The sequence below is a fragment of the Aeromonas sp. PrichA-15 genome (assembly GCF_017939245.1).
GTDB classification, from domain to species: Bacteria; Pseudomonadota; Gammaproteobacteria; order Enterobacterales; family Aeromonadaceae; genus Aeromonas; species Aeromonas caviae.
Window position 1 is genome coordinate 1 of sequence record NZ_JAGKRH010000044.1, and the last position, 16533, is coordinate 16533.

Genomic DNA, 16533 nt, shown 5'->3' on the forward strand with positions numbered 1-16533 from the left:
TCTGGGCCATAAAAATAAACAGTTAGTTAAGATCTCGACTATTTACAGCTTGGCAACGCAAGGTACAATTAAAATCGTACTTGGCGCCGCTCAACTGATCGATACTTGATCAACTAGCGCAAAGAATGATCATGCGTCGGCCCTGGCTACCGAGGCAATGTTGTTATTCCGGCGCTCCAATAGCCGACTGGCCCAGCCCGATACAGTATCCTGTTTACGTTTGACTGACTGCAACACCGCCCTGGCGCCATGGATAAGCAAAGTCCGCAAATAGGTATCGCCTCGTTTGCTGATCCCTAGCAGTACTTGCTTACCACCACTGGAATGCTGGCGTGGCACCAAGCCAAGCCAGGCCGCAAGTTGTCTGCCATTCTCGAAATTGTTGGCGTTGCCGATAGTCGCAATCAACGCACTGGCAGTGATAGGGCCGATGCCAGGGATCTTACCGATACGCTGGCATAGCGCATTTTGCTGATGGCACTGCTCAATCTGCTTGTCGAGCGTAGCCACAACATCAAACAAGTACTCCATATGTTTCTGTAACAAACTCAATTGCACGCGAAACAGGCTGGGTAACGAATTATCGGCATCCTCCAGAATCTCCGGTAACCGTTGCTGTAGTTGATGGATCCCTCGGGGCACGATGATGCCAAATTCAGCCAATAGACCCCGGATTTGATTGGCTTGTGCAGTCCGCTGCTTGATGAATCCCTGACGGCTCCGATGAAGTGCCAGCACTGCTTGCTGTTCAGGGGTCTTGATAGGCACGAACCGCATGTTGGGTCGAGTGACGGCTTCGCAGATTGCTTCTGCATCAGCAGCATCATGTTTGTTGGTTTTGACATAGGGTTTGACGAACTGGGGAGCCATCAGTTTGACGCGATGACCCAATGCGCTCAGCTTGTTGGCCCAAAAGTGGGCAGAGGCACAGGCCTCCATGCCGATCAAACAGGGTGGGATATTGGCAAAAAAGGAGGTCATTTGTGAACGCTTGAGTTGCTTGTTGAACAACCGCTTACCGTGCTCGCCCACCCCGTGAACCTGGAATACCTCTTTTGCCAAATCTATGCCGATTGTCGTAGCCTTCATGGTGGTCGCCTCTCTCATCAGTGGGAACGTACATTCGCCACTTTGGCACTTCAGATGCCGTTTTGGGTAGGGGCGACCATCCCATTAACAACGCCCTCCATCGCCATATCTGAACTAGTAGCGACCCTAGAGGGCTGAACTATTGAGGATGTTCCGAATCGTGGTATCAGGAAACAACGCTAGGATCATCAGCAAGCTGCGATTCATTTTGCCGGTCGCAATCAACGGCAGTACTGGACTGCTTGATGTAGGTCTCCCGCACATGCTGGCGGCCGAAGATGGCTTGAAGACTTAGAGGCAGAACTCGTAACCGAGGCCCCTGTCGTTGATGAGCGCATCATCTTCATCTCTCAGGAAAAGACACAAAATATCGTGTATTGAAACCTAATATGGCAGGTCAAAAAATACACACATCACTTCTTCCTCTTTCCTGCTCATCAGGTATAATCCGCCATCTTTTTTTGCATCAGTGACCAGCGACCCCCTATGACTGTCAACCGTTTTGACCCCAGCTCAGACAGCCTGACGCCTGCAACCACGCAGGCTCAGCCATTGGACAACCAACCTGTCCAACAAGCGACTTCCAGCATTATTAGGTCTCATCCCCCAAGGATTGGTTTTGTGAGCTTGGGATGCCCCAAAAACCTGGTTGATTCCGAACGCATCCTGACCCAGCTGCGTACCGAAGGGTACGACGTGGTGCCCAGCTATGACGATGCGGAGCTGGTGGTGGTCAACACCTGCGGCTTCATCGACAGCGCGGTGCAGGAGTCCCTGGAAGCCATCGGTGAAGCCCTGGCCGAGAACGGCAAGGTGATCGTCACCGGCTGCCTGGGTGCCAAAGAGAACCAGATCCGCGAGATCCACCCCAAGGTGCTCGAGATCACCGGTCCCCACGCCTATGAAGAGGTGCTGGGCCACGTCCACAAATACGTGGAAAAACCCACCCACAACCCCTTCACCAGCCTGGTGCCGGCCCACGGCGTCAAGCTGACCCCGCGCCACTACGCCTATCTCAAGATTTCCGAAGGCTGCAACCACCGCTGCACCTTCTGCATCATCCCCTCCATGCGCGGGGATCTGGTGAGCCGCCCCATCGGCGAAGTGCTGGCCGAAGCCAAGCGCCTGAAAGAGGCTGGCGTGAAGGAGATCCTGGTGATCTCCCAGGACACCTCCGCCTACGGCGTGGACGTCAAGCACCGCACCGGTTTCTACGACGGCATGCCGGTCAAGACCAGCATGGTGGCCCTGTGCGAAGAGCTGGCCAAGCTCGGCATGTGGGTGCGCCTGCACTACGTTTACCCGTACCCGCACGTGGATGACGTCATTCCCCTGATGCGCGACGGCAAGATCCTCCCCTACCTCGACATCCCGCTGCAGCACGCCAGCCCGCGCATCCTCAAATTGATGAAGCGCCCCGGCTCCGTCGAGCGCACCCTGGAGCGCATCCAGAAGTGGCGCGAGATCTGCCCCGAGATCACCCTGCGCTCCACCTTCATCGTCGGCTTCCCCGGCGAGACCGAAGAAGAGTTCCAGATGCTGCTGGACTTCATCGACAAGGCGGAACTGGACAGGGTTGGCTGCTTCAAATACAGCCCGGTCGAGGGTGCCAAGGCCAACGAGCTGCCGGATCCGGTGCCGGCCGAGGTGCAGGAAGAACGCTTCCAGCGCTTCATGGAGCTGCAACAGCAGGTCTCCATCCGCAAGCTGGCCCGTAAAGTGGGCAAAGAGATGCTGGTGCTGATCGACGAGGTGGACGAAGAGGGTGCCACCGGCCGCTCCGCCGCCGATGCCCCCGAGATCGACGGCCTGGTCTACCTGAACGGTGAAACCGGCCTCAAGCCCGGCGACATGGTCAAGGTCCGCATCGACGAAGCGGACGAGTACGACCTCTGGGCCAGCCTGGTGGAATAATCACGCCACTCCCCCTCAAAGCCAGTCGGTCTCACCGACTGGCTTTTTTAATGTCTGCAGCCCGTCAGGCTCTTGCATGCCCCCCTGTCATCCCCTGTCCCGCCCCTCATCACCGATCTCCCTCCCCTCCCTCTTTTCGCACGCGCCCGTGAACCAGCGCACACTTCTCTCCGCTCGCGTGAGTCGCTTGTTTCCTGCACAAAAATAAGCCGTGTCAACGGGGAAAAAACGAGCACGATCCAGCTCACATTATCGTTGTCACAGGGAGTGGCAATGAGACTTTTTACTTTGTGAGAATTAACGTAACTTTATAATTTAAAAAGATTTAAAATTCATTTTGACGATAATGACGTGCGCCGTGCAATTTTTACGATATCGACGAAATGAAGGGTTGTTGTTTTCCTGTTAATTCTGCTTTTCTAAGGGCGTTGGACGACACAACTACAAGGGTGCAAAACCTGACCAACAGCGAGGGCCGGTATCCAAGCATGCGATGTCGGTGCTCCATTCCAAAACCATGGAAGACCAATAAGAAAGGAAAAAATATGCTTGCCAAAGTATCCAAAATCGCAACCTCAGTCATGCTGGGAACTCTGCTCGCCGGTGCCACCGGCACAGCCATGGCCGCCGACAACAAGACGGTGCTGACCCTGGTTGCCCAGCAGGAAACCGCATGGGTCAAGAACTTCAACCCCTTCCTGCAAGCGGGTCTGCTCCACACCACCCGTCACTTCATCTATGAGCCGCTGGTGATCTTCAACGATATGCAGGGTGGCAAACCCGTCTATCGTCTGGCCACCCACTACGCCTTCAGCGATGATCTGAAATCCGTCACCTTCGACCTGCGCGAAGGGGTCAAGTGGTCCGATGGTGAAGCCTTCACCGCCGACGACATCCTCTTCTCCTTCAACCTGGTCAAGGCCAACAAGGCGCTGGACGAGCGCTCCATCTGGACCCAGATCAAGGGTGTCGAGAAGCTGGGTGACCACAAGGTCAAATTCGACCTGGCCGAGATCAACACCAACGTGGTGAACGACCTGGTGCTGGTGCCCATCGTGCCGGAGCACCAGTGGAAGTCGGTGAAAGACCCGGTGGCCTTCACCAACGACAAGCCGGTCGGGACCGGTCCCTTCACCGAAGTGGACAACTTCTCCGCCCAGCTCTACACCCAGTGCCGCAACCCGCACTACTGGGACAACGCCAGCCTCTCCATCGACTGCCTGCGCATGCCGCAGATGGCCACCAACGACCAGGTACTGGCCGCCGTGATGAAGGGTGACGTGGACTGGTTCGGCTCCTTCGTGCCGGACATCGAGCGCCTCTACGTCGGCAACGATCCCAAGAACAACAAGTACTGGTTCCCCGCCTCCGGCACAGTGGCGTTCAACGTCAACTTCCAGAGCAAGAACCCGGGCAACCACGAAGCCTTCAACGACATCAACTTCCGCCGCGCCTTCTCCATGGCCATGGACCGCCAGTCCATGGTGGACATCGCAGGCTACGGCTACCCCACCGTCAACGAGTACCCGTCAGGGCTTGGCAAGGCATTCGCCTCCTGGGACAACCCGGATGTCGAGAAGAAGTACGGCAAGTACAACAAGTTCGACCTGGAAGGGGCCAAGGCCCTGCTGAAACAGGCGGGCTACAAGGACTGTGACGGCGACAAGTTCCTCGACACCCCGAGCTGCAAGAAGATCGAGTTCAAGGTGCTGGTACCGAACGGCTGGACCGACTGGGTCAACACCGTCCAGATCGGGGTCGAAGGCCTGCAGGCCCTGGGCCTGAACGCCAAGACCGCCACCCCGGAAGCCACCGTCTGGACCGAGTCCCTGATCACCGGTGACTTCGACGTCGCCCTGCAGGGTTACTTTGCCGGTGCCAACCCGCACAAGTACTTCGAGACCGCTTTCCACTCCCGCAACATGGGTGAGCGCGGCAACCGCTTCGCGGCGCCCCGCTACAAGGATCCCGAGCTCGACAAGCTGATCGACGACTTCACCCAGACCGCCGATGCGGCCAAGCAGAAGGAGATCATGTTCGCCATCCAGGAGCGTGTCGGGGCCAACCAGACCATCATCCCGGTGTTCAACAACCCGACCTGGTACGAATACAGCACCAAGCGCTTCAATGGCTGGTTCAGTGCCGACAACCCGGTCGCCAAGCCGCAGGTACACCCGGACACTCCGGAGCGTCTGCTGCACGTGCTGTCACTCAAGCCAAACAGCTAATCACCCCGGCCCCCTGCGGGGGGCCCTCTTCCCCGCCATGTCTTCCATCCCCCGTCGTTGCCGGGGTTGGGGGAGCTTTGCCCGGCGCGGGGCAGGCTTGCAGTAAAAGGTATCACCATGGGATTTATACTTAGACGCTTCTCCTTCTATCTGGTCGCCTTCCTGGTGGCCGCCACCATCAACTTCCTGCTACCCAGAGCCATGCCGGGGGACCCCGTCTCCGTCATGTTTGCCCGGGCCGGCGCCATGATGGAACCCGCCGCACTGGAAGCCCTCAAAGCCACCTTCGGTTTCGTGGACGGCCCCATCGGCACCCAGTTTCTCACCTATGTGAAGAGCGTCTTCACCTGGGATCTCGGCACCTCGGTGCGCTACTACCCCCAACCGGTTGCCGACGTCCTCGGCCGCGCCATCGGCTGGACCCTGTTCCTGGTGGGCACCTCCACCATTCTGAGCTTCTCCATCGGCTCCATCGTCGGCATCTTCGCCGCCTGGTACCGAGGCGGACGCATGGACAGCATCCTCTCCCCGCTCACCCTGGTGATGCAGGCCATCCCCCCCGTGGTGGTCTCCCTGCTCGCCCTCTTCCTGTTCGGCGTGAGCCTCGGCTGGCTGCCCATCGGCTACGCCTACAGCCCCGAGATCCCCGCCGATTTTGGCTGGGAACACATCAAGAGCATCCTGCTGCACGCCATCATGCCGGTGGGCACCCTGGCCGCGGTGCAGGTAGGGGGCTTTCTCATCACCATGCGCAACAACATGATCAACCTCCTGGGCGAGGACTACATCACCATGGCCAAGGCCAAGGGGCTCTCCAGCAACCGGGTGATCTTCAACTACGGCGCGCGCAACGCCGTGCTGCCCAGCGTCACCGCCCTCTCCATGGCGCTCGGTTTCGTCATCGGCGGATCCCTCATCACCGAGGTGATCTTCAACTACCCCGGCCTGGGACTGACCCTCTATCAGGGCATCCTGGCCCGTGACTACCCCCTCATCCAGGGGCAACTGCTCATCATGACCATCACCATGCTCAGCTTCAATTTCCTGGCGGACGTGCTCTACGTCTTCCTGGATCCCCGTCTGCGTACAGGAGGCAAATAAGATGCGTATGCCGACTATCTTGAAAATCCTGCTGGGTAACAAGAAGGCCGCCTTCGGCCTCGCCATCGTGGTCACCTTCGTGCTGATGGCCCTGTTCGCCCCGCTGCTCGCCAGCAACGAACCCACCAAGCGGGTCGCCCGCCCCCACCAGCCCCCCAGCGTGGAGCTGGTGATGGGGTCCAACCGCATGGGCCACGATCTCTGGGCCCAGTTCACCAACGGCGCCCGCATCTCCCTGATGGTGGGCTTCGGGGCAGGCCTGCTGGTGTGCGCCCTGGCCATCACGGTGGGCATCACCGCCGGCTACTTCGGCGGCGTGGTGGACGAGTGCCTCACCTTCCTGATGAACGTGGTGTTGGTGATCCCGAACCTCCCCTTGTTGCTGGTGCTGGCAAGCTTCATCGGAGAGGCCTCCCCCATGGTGATCGCCCTTATCATAGGGTTGACCTCCTGGGCCTATGGCGCCCGGGTCATCCGCGCCCAGACCCTGGCCCTGCGGGAGAAGGAGTTCGTCATCGCCGCCGAGGTGCTGGGTGAACCGGCCTGGCGCATCATCCTGGTGGAGATACTGCCGAACCTCATCTCCATCATCGGGGTGAGCTTCATCGGGTCCATCATCTACGCCATCGTCACCGAGGCGACCCTGGAGTTCCTGGGCCTTGGCGACCCGACCGTCGTGAGCTGGGGCATCATGCTCTACAACGCCCAGACCTCGAGCGCCATCCTGGTGGGCGCCTGGTGGGAGATCCTAGCCCCCTGCTTCGCCATCGCCACCCTGGGGGCGGGCCTCGCCATGCTCAACTTCGCCATCGACGAAATCGCCAACCCGCAGCTTCGTTCCCACAAGGGCCTGCGCCGCTGGAAGCAGCTTGCCACTCCCATCACTGCTCAGGAGAAGACAGCATGAAGCCGCAACAACCCCTGCTGTCGGTGCGCCAGCTCTGCGTCGACTACATCACCGAGAGCGGCGACGTGCGCGCCGTCAATTCGGTCAGTTTTGACATCATGCCGGGTGAGGTGTTCGGCCTCGCCGGCGAGTCCGGCTGCGGCAAGTCCACGGTCGCCTTCTCGGTGGCGCGCCTGCACAAACCGCCCGCCTACATCAGCGGCGGCGAGATCCTGTTCAAGGGAGAGAACATCCTCGGCTTCGACGACGAGCGACTGCGCAGCTACCGCTGGCGCCAGGCGAGCGTGGTGTTCCAGTCCGCCATGAATGCGCTCAACCCCGTGCTGCGCATGGAGGAGCAGTTCTGCGACGTGCTCTTGGCCCACAACCCCGGCATGACCCGCTATGAAGCGATCAAGCGCGCCCAGGAGCTGCTGGAGATCGTCGACATCCACCCGAGCCGGCTCAAGGACTATCCGCACCAGTTCTCCGGCGGCATGCGCCAGCGGCTGGTGATCGCCATCGCCATGGCCCTCAACCCCGAGCTGCTCATCATGGACGAACCCACCACGGCGCTCGACGTGGTGGTGCAGCGGGAGATCCTGCAGAAGGTCTATGCACTGAAAGAGAAGTTCAACTTCTCCATCCTCTTCATCACCCATGACCTCTCCTTGATGGTCGAATTTTGCGATCGCATCGGCATCATGTACGCGGGGGAACTGGTGGAGGTGGCGCCGGCCAAAGCGATCCTGACCGCGCCCCTGCACCCCTACACCCGGGGCCTTGGCAACTCCTTCCCCCCCCTGCTCGGGCCCAAGACCGTGCTGGAGGGGATCCCTGGCAGCCCACTCAATCTGCTGGAGGTGCCGGTGGGCTGCCGCTTCCAGGCACGCTGCGCCAAGGTGCATGAGCGCTGCCGCCAGGAATACACCCGGCTGGCCGAGATCCGGCCCGGCCAACAAGCTGCCTGTCACCTTCATGAGGCAGCAGAGGAACAACCGGATCTTCCGATCCATCTGGACAAGGCCGCTGGCTGTTAAGGATGTCTGTCATGCAAATCGCCCAAACCGACGCGCCCATCATCGAGGTCCAGCACCTCTACAAGGACTTCGCCGTCAACTCCAACGCCATCAAGAGCGGCAAGATGCGGGCGCTGTCCGACATCACCTTCAACCTGCACCGGGGCCGCGCCCTGGCAGTGGTGGGGGAATCCGGCTCCGGCAAGAGCACCATCGCCAAGATCATCGCCAAGATGTACAAGCTCTCCAACGGCCGCATCCTCTACCGTGGCCGGGATCTGGAGGAGTTCAACAAGGGCACCGCCCTGCTGGACTATCGCCAGAGCGTGCAGATGGTGTGGCAGGATCCGTTCGGTTCACTGAATCCGACCCACACCATCTACCACCACATCGCCCGCCCCCTGCTGCTGCACAGCAAGGTGAGTGACAAGCGGGATCTGCCCGACATGGTCTATGGCCTCCTTGAAAAGGTGGGGCTGACTCCCGCCAAGGCGACCGCGGCCAAGTACCCGCACCAGCTCTCCGGCGGCCAGCGCCAGCGGGTCAACATCGCCCGCAACCTGGCGGTGGAGGCGGAAGTGGTGCTGGCGGACGAGCCCACCTCCATGCTCGACGTCTCCATTCGCATCGGCATCCTCAACCTGATGGAGCAGATGAAGAACGAGCTCGGCGTCTCCATGCTCTACATCACCCACGACATCGCCACCGCCCGCTACGTGGCCGAAGATCTGGCGGTGATGTATGTGGGCCACATGGTGGAGTGGGGGGAGGTGGACGAGATCCTGCACCACCCCCAGCACCCCTACACCCAGCTGCTCATCTCGGCGGTGCCGGATCCCGAGAAGAGCATCCACGCCGAGCTGGAGGGAGGCCGCAAGGGGGAGATCCCGCTCTGGACCCCGGAATCCCGTGGCTGTCCCTTTGCCGGGCGCTGCCATCAGGCCATGCCCCGCTGCAAGGAGAGCCTGCCCCCGGTGACCCGGCTCGCCGACAACCACTTCGTGCGCTGCTACCTCCACGAACAGGGGTAAGCAGGCCCGCGGCCGGGCGCCGTCGCCCGGCCATGCCTCGCGTCGGGGCCGCAAGGCCCCGCAATGAGCCTCGCCCGCCAGGGGCGAGCCTTCGGAGTAAGACCTTGATGGAACTTTTGATCAACCAGGTGGGTTACGAATGCCACGGGGAGAAGAGCGCCCTGCTGCAGTGCGGCGCCGACCTCGATATCCGCGGCCACGTCAGGTTGCTGCGCCAGCAGGACGACCACCTCCTGCTGGAGACGCCGCTGGTGGCAGCGGGATGCGTCCCCGGCTGGCAGGGGCGCCACTACTGGCGGGCCGATTTCTCCGCCTTCACCGAGCCCGGCCACTACCGGCTGGAGGCCGTCGTGACCACGGGAGCGCAGAAGCGCCTGGTGCGCTCCACCCCCTTTGCCATCGGCCGGGGGCTGCTGGCGCGCCGCTGCCTCTCCGATGTCATCCACTACTTCAAGGGACAACGCGCCAGCGGCACCTTCGACCGGGCAGACCGCAGGGCACGCCTCTTTGGCACCGATCAGCGCCGGGACGTACATGGCGGCTGGTTCGACGCCAGCGGCGACATGAGCAAGTACCTGAGTCACCTCTCCTACGCCAACTACCTCAATCCCCAGCAGACCCCCATGGTGGTCTGGTCCCTGCTCAAGTGCCGGGAACTCCTGGCGACACGTCGCGACATCGACGGGATGAACCTGTGCAAACGGCTCAATGACGAGGGGTTGCACGGGGCGGATTTTCTCTGCCGGATGCAGGACGAGAGCGGCTTCTTCTACATGACCCTGTTCGACAAGTGGAGCAAGGATCCCGAACAGCGGGAGCTGTGCGCCTATGCGACCCAGCAGGGGATCAAGTCCGCCCGCTGGCAGGCGGGTTTTCGCCAGGGGGGCGGCATGACCATCGCCGCCCTGGCCCGCGCCGCCCGGGAACCGAGTGGCGGCGACCTTGACACAAGCCAGTACGCCGAAGCGGCCAGACGCGGCTACCTGCACCTGCGCGAGCACAACCTCGCCTACCTGGACGACGGGGTCGAGAACATCATCGACGACTATTGCGCCCTGCTGGCGGCGGTCGAGCTCACCAGAACGCTGAGCGCCGAGTGGCTCTCCGAGGCGCGGGATCGGGCTGGCCGGCTGTGCGCCCGCCAGCGCGCCCATCCCGATCTCGGCCACCATTGGGCCGCCAACGACGATGGCTCTCGCCCCTACTACCACGCCGCCGAGGCGGGCCTGCCGGTACTGGCGCTGCTGGAGTATCTCGCCATCGAGCCGGATCCGGCGCGCCAGTGGGCGGCCCGGACCGTCGCCGAGCAGGCCCTGGCGACCGAGCTGGCCCTCGCGGCCCGGGCAGGCAACCCGTTCGCCCTCGCCCGCCAGTATGTGAAAGGGGTCGATGAGGCGCCCCGGGTGAGCTTCTTTATGCCCCATCACAACGAGTCGGGTTACTGGTGGCAGGGGGAGAACGCCCGGCTGGCATCGCTCGCCACCATGGCGTTTGCTGCCGCGCAGCACCTGCCCGGGCAGAGCGCACTGCTGCGCACCTTCGGCCAGCAGCAGCTCGACTGGATCCTGGGGAGAAACCCCTTCAACGCCTGCATGCTGGCGGGTCAGGGCATCAACAACCCGGAATACACCGCCGGCTACCCCAATGCGCAGGGGGGGATCTGCAACGGCATCACCGCCGGCTTCGATGACGAAAATGACGTGGCCTTTATTCCAGAGGCGTACAAGGATCGGCTGGATCAGAACTGGCGCTGGGGGGAGCAATGGATCCCGCACGCCGCCTGGTTCGCCCTGGCCATCACTTGGCAGAGCGCACAAGGAGGCCACCATGATTGAGAGCGGTTCACACATCACTCGCACCGGGGAGAGCCCTGGATCCTCCATACCGCCAGCCAGGTTTACCCTGGCCATCACCTGGCAAAGCGCGCAGGGAGGCCCCCATGATTGAATTCTGGGTCGGGGTGGACGGCGGCGGCACCCACACCCGGGCCCGCATTCGCAACAACGCAGGCAAGCTGCTCGGCGAGGGGCGCGCCGCCGGCTCCAATCTGGAGCTGGGCATCGCCCTCGCCCACGGTCATGTGCTGGCTGCCATCGATCAGGCCCGCATCGACGCGGGTCTGCCCAGAGAGAGCGAACAGCGGATGGGAGTCGGGCTCGCACTCGCCTCCGCCGAGCTCGCCGACTGCTACCACGCCATGCTGACCATGCCCTTCCCGTTTGCGCGGGTGAAGCTCACCTCCGATGCCTTTGGTGCCTGCCTCGGCGCCTTCGACGGCCAGGAGGGGGCCATCCTGATCGCGGGCACCGGCTCGGCGGGGCTCATCTACCGGGAGGGACACCTTCGCACCTGCTCGGGTCGCGGATTCCCCGTCTCGGATCTCGGCAGCGGCGCCTGGCTCGGGCTGCGCGCCATCCAGCAATCCCAGCTCTGCCACGACGGCATCCTGCCCCCCAGCACCCTGGCGGTGCGCCTGATGGATCACTTCAAGCGGGATCAGGCCGAGGTGGTGCGCTGGGCTGCGCGCGCCATCCCGGCCGACTATGGCCGCTTCGCCCCCTGGGTGTTCGATGCCGCGAGCGACGGGGACGATCTCGCCACCGCCCTGCTGGATGAGACCTGTGCCCAGCTCGGCATGCTGCTGGAGGGCATGACCCAGCTCGGGGCAGACCGGATCGCCCTGCTGGGCGGCATCGGCACGCGCCTCGCCCCCCGTCTGGGCCACTTCCATCTGGTCGCCCCCAAGCGCGACGCGCTGGAGGGGGCCATCCTGTTTGCCAGGACGGAGGCGCTGCCATGTCTGCATCCCTGAGCCTTGCCGGGCCGACAACACCTGCGGGACAGGCTCCCGTTTCCTTCACCCCATCAGAGGAATTCCCATGTCCGCACCCCTGATCCACACCCGGGTCGATCACCGTGACGGTGACGATGTCTGGTTTCGCTTCACCCTGAGCCAACTGCCAGCAGCCCCCTGGAAACTCCACTTCTGCCTCGCCCGCCAGATCGATCCCCACTCGATCGAAGGGGGCACCCTGGAGCGTCAGAGCGGCAGTTACAAGGTCATGGTGCCCCATGAGGGGGTGAGCGAGCTGCTCTTCTGTTGTCGCAACACCCCGCTCAAGCATGACTCCGATATGCCCAAGGGTTTCTTCCTGAGCCTGGAGAGCAAGGGACAGCTGCAACCCCTGGTGCTGGAGGGGGAAGACCTTGGCCTGACCAACCCGCCCTCCCCGGGCCCCGACCTGCCACAGGTGGAGGCCGTCAATGGCCTCGTGCCCCAGCCCGCCCACCTGATTTATACAGAAGGCAACTTCCGGCTGGCCGAGCGGGCCCACGTCGACGGCCCCGTTCCCCTCGCCTCCCTGCTAGCCCATTTCAACGAGCTGACAGGCCTGGCCCTGACCCAGGATCACGATGCGGAGATCCACCTCGTCGAGGCGACACTTCCCCCCGAGGGGTATGAGCTCACCATCACCCCTGAGGAGATCGTCATCCGGGCCGCCGGCGAGGCGGGCTGGCGACACGGGCTGGTGAGCCTGGCCCAGTGGGCGCTGCAACACGGAGAGAGCCTGCCCTGCCTGACGGTGCGGGATGCACCGCGCTTCGGTTTTCGCGGCATCTTCCTCGACTGTGCCCGCCACTTCCACTCCATCGCCACCCTCAAGCGCCTGCTCAAGCAGATGAGCCTCTACAAGTTCAACCGCTTCCACTGGCACCTCACCGATGACGAGGGGTGGCGCCTTGAGATCAAGGCCTTCCCCCAGCTGACCGCCGTGGGTGCCTGGCGCGGCCATGGCCTGGCGGTGGGGCCCCAGCTGAGCGGCGGCCCCGACCCTTATGGCGGTTACTACACCCAGAGCGAGGTGCGCGAGCTGGTCGCCTACGCCGCCGGGCTTGGCATCACCATCATTCCGGAAATAGACATCCCGGGGCACTGTCACGCCGCCATCAAGGCGCTGCCCGAGCTGCTGGTGGAAGAGGCAGACCGCTCCCGCTACCTCTCGGTGCAATATTTCGACGACAACGTGCTCAACCCGGCCCTGCCCGGCACCTACCGGTTCCTGGACGCCGTGATGGACGAGGTGTGCGATCTCTTCCCAGGGAGTCAGGTTCACATGGGGGGGGACGAAGTGCCCACCGGCGTCTGGACCGACAGTCCCGCCTGCCAGCAGCTGATGGCCGAGCAAGGGTATCAGGATTGCGGCGAGCTGCAGGGGCACCTGCTGCGCCACTGCCAGCAATACCTGGCCAGCAAGGGCAAGCAGATGCTGGGGTGGGAAGAGATACTGCACGGTGACAAGGTGAGCCGGGAGGCCACCGTCTTCGCCTGGACCAGCTTCCAGGCCGGCCTGGATGCCGCCGCATCCGGTTACCCCGTGGTGATGGCGCCTGCCCAGCACCTCTATCTGGATCTCGCCTGGAGTCAGGACATCCACGAGCCGGGACTCTACTGGGCGGGTACCCTCAACCTGGCGCAGGTGCATGCATGCGATCCTGCCCCGGCCGATTTCCATGCCAACGATAACATCCTGGGGGTGCTGAGCCCCTTGTGGTCGGAACTGATCACCTCTCGCGATCGTCTCGACTACATGTTGTTCCCGCGCATGCTGGCCACGGCAGAGGTGGCCTGGAGCACTCCCGCCCGCAAGGTGTGGGAGCACTTCGTCGCCCGTCTGCCCGGCCAGCTGCACATCCTCGACCAGTTGCAAGTGCGTTACCGGGTGCCACAGAGGTAGTGTTATCTTTTTCTTTTCGGCGACCTTTTGGTCGCCGTTTTTTTACCCATCAACAACAAAAACCCAACCTAGCCCCTACTTTTCATCTGCCTTTGTTGGCAAAATAAGGCCCCCGATGAAACCAGACAGGGGATGCATCTCCCTGCGGTTCCGCCACAATAACAATCAGCAAACAGATCGGAGCTTACCCTTATGGCCCGCAAACACGCCCAGGTCGTGGACAGTGAAGTGGAATTTCCCGCCGACGTGCAACTCGTCTCCACCACGGATCTGCGCGGCGTCATTACCTACGCCAACCCCGCCTTCTGCCGCATCGCCGGTTACCAGGTCGATGAACTGGTCGGCCACAACCACAACCTGGTTCGCCACCCCGACATGCCCAAGGCCGCCTTCGCCGATCTCTGGGATCGCCTCAAGGAGGGCAACCCCTGGCGGGGAGTGGTGAAAAACCGCTGCAAGGATGGCCGCTATTACTGGGTCGACGCCTACGTCACCCCCATCTACGAGCACGGCAAGATAAGCGGCTACCAGTCGGTGCGCTGCAAGCCCGACCCCCAGCTCAAGCAGGCTGCCGCCCAGGCCTATCGGGCCCTGCTTTCGGCCGAGCAACGGGGCACCCCGGCCCGCCCCTCGCTGCGCCGTTTCAGGCCGCTGATGCTCGGCCTGCCACTGCTGGCGCTGCTGGTCTGGGCCGCCCTCACCCAGGGCCCCCTCACCGCGCTGCTGATGCTGCTTCCCCCCCTCGCCATCGCGGGCGCCTACTGGCGCGAGCTCATCGCCTTGCCCCGCTATCTCAGGCAGCTCGGTCAGCAATATGACAGCCTGACCCGGCTGGTCTATTCGGGGGATGCCCCGGGGGCCATCGCCGATTTTCACCTGAAGATGCTGCAAGCCCGGATCCGCACCGTGCTGGGGCGGGTCGACGATGCCACCCATCCGCTTCAGGCCCTGGCAACCGATCTGCAGGACTCCTCACACCGCGCCTTCCTCGACATCAACGAGCAGGATGCCCAGACCCAGCAGATGGCGGCCGCCATGACCCAGATGGCCAGCACCGCACACGAGATTGCCCGCAACATCCAGGACACCAACGGCCAGGTGACCGAGGCACGCAGCAGTTGCCAGAGCACGGTGGAACAGCTGGACCAGACCCAGCAGCAGATGACCAGGCTAGCCAGCCAGGCGGAGCAGGCCTTCCACTCCGCGGTGGAGCTCGCCAGCGAGTCGGAGCGCATTGGCAGCGTGATGGGTGAAATCCAGGGCATCGCCGAGCAGACCAACCTGCTGGCCCTCAACGCCGCCATCGAGGCCGCCCGTGCCGGCGAGCAAGGGCGCGGCTTTGCGGTGGTGGCGGACGAGGTGCGCACCCTGTCGACCCGTACCCACAAGGCGACCGAGCAGATCCAGGGCAGCATCAGCCAAATCCAGCACACCCTGGAGCGCTGGCAGGGCATGATGCAGGACAACCTGGCCCAGACCCGGGAATGCGTCGAGATGACCCGCCAGGGATCAGGCAACCTGCACCTGGTGCTGGGTGAAATCGATCAGGTGACCGAATTCTCCACCCAGATCGCCGCCGCCGCGGAGCAGCAGCAGGTGGTGGTGGAGGAGATCAGCCGCAACATCCACCAGATCTCCGAATACTCCCGCGCCAACAGCCAGAAGATCCAGGCGGTGGACGACTCCAGCCAGGAGCTGCTCAGGCGGGCCCGCGAGCTCAGGGGACTGAGCCAGACCTTCGGCTGACAGATTGCAAGCTCCATGACAGAAGCGCCACAATGGCGCTTCTGCTGTTTTTGACGAGCCATCATCATGAGAACGAACGCGCCCCCCCTGGACAAGACGGCCCGCATCGAGGCGATCCTGGCCCTGATCCCCCCCGGCCGCGTGGTGAGCTACGGCCAGGTGGCGGATCTCGCGGGCCTGCCCGGACGGGCACGACTGGTGGGAAAAGTCTTGCGGGAGACCGACAAGGTGCTGCCCTGGCACCGGGTGCTGGGGGCGGCAGGCACCATTTCGCTGCCAAAAGGATCCGCAGGCTTTGACAAGCAAGCGGGGCTGCTGCAGGAGGAGGGGGTGCCCGTGATTGGCGGGCGGGTCAGGATGCGGGAGTGGCAGTGGCAGCCCGACCTGGCCGAGCTGCTCTTTCTGGTTCCCTTCTGACGAGGCTGGCACGCCCCGAAGGGATGGGGGCTCTTGCAACAAAGGGAGGGCCTCTGTGGTCGCCCTCCGTCACGTTCTCTTCCCTAGTCGCCGGCAATGGGCCCCAGAATGTCATCGCTGCGCACCTGTACCGGGATGGTCTCATCCTCCCGTTGCAAGAGCACCAGCAGACTCTGTCTGTCCACCTCCAGCACATAGGCGGTTCCTTCACGGGTCAGGCAGGTCATGCCCGGCCGTATTTCATGTATCTCCATGACAACTCCCTGTCTTGCGCTGCCATCCATGCAGCCATTCCAGTATATCGCCATCCACCAACAAAGAGGCCCCTCGCAAGGGGCCTCTTTCATCATGCTGTGAGCGGCGTCG

13 protein-coding genes are annotated in these 16533 nt (G+C 62.7%); 11 read left to right on the plus strand and 2 right to left on the minus strand.

The genetic code is table 11. From position 1 onward, the window contains the following. Positions 1 to 129: 129 nt before the first annotated feature. Entirely contained in the window at positions 130 to 1089 is a 960-nt protein-coding gene (locus J9889_RS07560; RefSeq protein WP_210556246.1) for an IS110 family transposase, read from the minus strand. Positions 1090 to 1575: 486 nt separating this feature from the next. Between J9889_RS07560 and rimO the strand changes: the two genes are divergently transcribed. From rimO to J9889_RS07615, 11 genes are all read left to right on the plus strand, one after another. Beyond that, positions 1576 to 3003: a 30S ribosomal protein S12 methylthiotransferase RimO gene (gene rimO, locus J9889_RS07565; protein ID WP_234921231.1), complete on the plus strand. Its 1428-nt coding sequence runs from the start codon at positions 1576 to 1578 to the stop codon at positions 3001 to 3003. A 545-nt stretch (positions 3004 to 3548) separates the two neighbouring features. Next, the gene (locus J9889_RS07570) at positions 3549 to 5231 is read left to right on the plus strand and encodes an ABC transporter substrate-binding protein (RefSeq protein WP_010673906.1); all 1683 of its coding nucleotides are present in this window, start codon (positions 3549 to 3551) and stop codon (positions 5229 to 5231) included. 117 nt (positions 5232 to 5348) lie between these two features. Then, positions 5349 to 6332 carry an ABC transporter permease gene (locus tag J9889_RS07575; protein ID WP_010673905.1) on the plus strand — a complete coding sequence of 328 codons (984 nt, stop codon included), beginning with the start codon at positions 5349 to 5351 and terminating at the stop codon, positions 6330 to 6332. A 1-nt stretch (position 6333) separates the two neighbouring features. After that, positions 6334 to 7239 (plus strand): ABC transporter permease, encoded by a 906-nt coding sequence (locus tag J9889_RS07580; protein WP_010673904.1) that lies wholly within the window; start codon positions 6334 to 6336, stop codon positions 7237 to 7239. Next, a complete protein-coding gene (locus J9889_RS07585) occupies positions 7236 to 8258 on the plus strand; it encodes an ABC transporter ATP-binding protein (RefSeq protein WP_128345545.1) in 1023 nt (340 codons plus the stop codon). The genes J9889_RS07580 and J9889_RS07585 overlap by 4 nt, the downstream gene beginning before the upstream one ends. 11 nt (positions 8259 to 8269) lie before the next feature. Next, positions 8270 to 9268: an ABC transporter ATP-binding protein gene (locus J9889_RS07590; RefSeq protein ID WP_039040529.1), complete on the plus strand. Its 999-nt coding sequence runs from the start codon at positions 8270 to 8272 to the stop codon at positions 9266 to 9268. Positions 9269 to 9375: 107 nt separating this feature from the next. Continuing rightward, positions 9376 to 11103, plus strand: coding sequence for a glycoside hydrolase family 9 protein (locus J9889_RS07595; RefSeq protein WP_210556247.1), 1728 nt, complete (start codon positions 9376 to 9378; stop codon positions 11101 to 11103). 104 nt (positions 11104 to 11207) lie between these two features. After that, positions 11208 to 12080, plus strand: coding sequence for a BadF/BadG/BcrA/BcrD ATPase family protein (locus J9889_RS07600; protein WP_210556249.1), 873 nt, complete (start codon positions 11208 to 11210; stop codon positions 12078 to 12080). Between the two features lie 67 nt (positions 12081 to 12147). After that, complete coding sequence (locus J9889_RS07605) at positions 12148 to 14004, plus strand: beta-N-acetylhexosaminidase (RefSeq protein WP_210556259.1); 1857 nt, start codon at positions 12148 to 12150, stop codon at positions 14002 to 14004. 192 nt (positions 14005 to 14196) lie between these two features. Beyond that, complete coding sequence (locus J9889_RS07610; protein ID WP_041212609.1) at positions 14197 to 15750, plus strand: PAS domain-containing methyl-accepting chemotaxis protein; 1554 nt, start codon at positions 14197 to 14199, stop codon at positions 15748 to 15750. A gap of 66 nt (positions 15751 to 15816) precedes the next feature. Continuing rightward, a complete protein-coding gene (locus J9889_RS07615) occupies positions 15817 to 16167 on the plus strand; it encodes an MGMT family protein (RefSeq protein WP_039040524.1) in 351 nt (116 codons plus the stop codon). Positions 16168 to 16250: 83 nt separating this feature from the next. On the opposite strand, the gene J9889_RS07620 is transcribed toward J9889_RS07615, so the two are convergent. After that, complete coding sequence (locus J9889_RS07620) at positions 16251 to 16421, minus strand: hypothetical protein (protein WP_164882955.1); 171 nt, start codon at positions 16419 to 16421, stop codon at positions 16251 to 16253. Between the last annotated feature and the right edge of the window lie 112 nt (positions 16422 to 16533).

Coding starts and splice junctions, on each gene's coding strand:
- J9889_RS07560 (WP_210556246.1), bottom strand. CDS start 1,089: ATGAAGGCTACGACAATCGGCATAGATTTGGCAAAAGAGGTATTCCAG.
- rimO (WP_234921231.1), top strand. CDS start 1,576: ATGACTGTCAACCGTTTTGACCCCAGCTCAGACAGCCTGACGCCTGCA.
- J9889_RS07570 (WP_010673906.1), top strand. CDS start 3,549: ATGCTTGCCAAAGTATCCAAAATCGCAACCTCAGTCATGCTGGGAACT.
- J9889_RS07575 (WP_010673905.1), top strand. CDS start 5,349: ATGGGATTTATACTTAGACGCTTCTCCTTCTATCTGGTCGCCTTCCTG.
- J9889_RS07580 (WP_010673904.1), top strand. CDS start 6,334: ATGCGTATGCCGACTATCTTGAAAATCCTGCTGGGTAACAAGAAGGCC.
- J9889_RS07585 (WP_128345545.1), top strand. CDS start 7,236: ATGAAGCCGCAACAACCCCTGCTGTCGGTGCGCCAGCTCTGCGTCGAC.
- J9889_RS07590 (WP_039040529.1), top strand. CDS start 8,270: ATGCAAATCGCCCAAACCGACGCGCCCATCATCGAGGTCCAGCACCTC.
- J9889_RS07595 (WP_210556247.1), top strand. CDS start 9,376: ATGGAACTTTTGATCAACCAGGTGGGTTACGAATGCCACGGGGAGAAG.
- J9889_RS07600 (WP_210556249.1), top strand. CDS start 11,208: ATGATTGAATTCTGGGTCGGGGTGGACGGCGGCGGCACCCACACCCGG.
- J9889_RS07605 (WP_210556259.1), top strand. CDS start 12,148: ATGTCCGCACCCCTGATCCACACCCGGGTCGATCACCGTGACGGTGAC.
- J9889_RS07610 (WP_041212609.1), top strand. CDS start 14,197: ATGGCCCGCAAACACGCCCAGGTCGTGGACAGTGAAGTGGAATTTCCC.
- J9889_RS07615 (WP_039040524.1), top strand. CDS start 15,817: ATGAGAACGAACGCGCCCCCCCTGGACAAGACGGCCCGCATCGAGGCG.
- J9889_RS07620 (WP_164882955.1), bottom strand. CDS start 16,421: ATGGAGATACATGAAATACGGCCGGGCATGACCTGCCTGACCCGTGAA.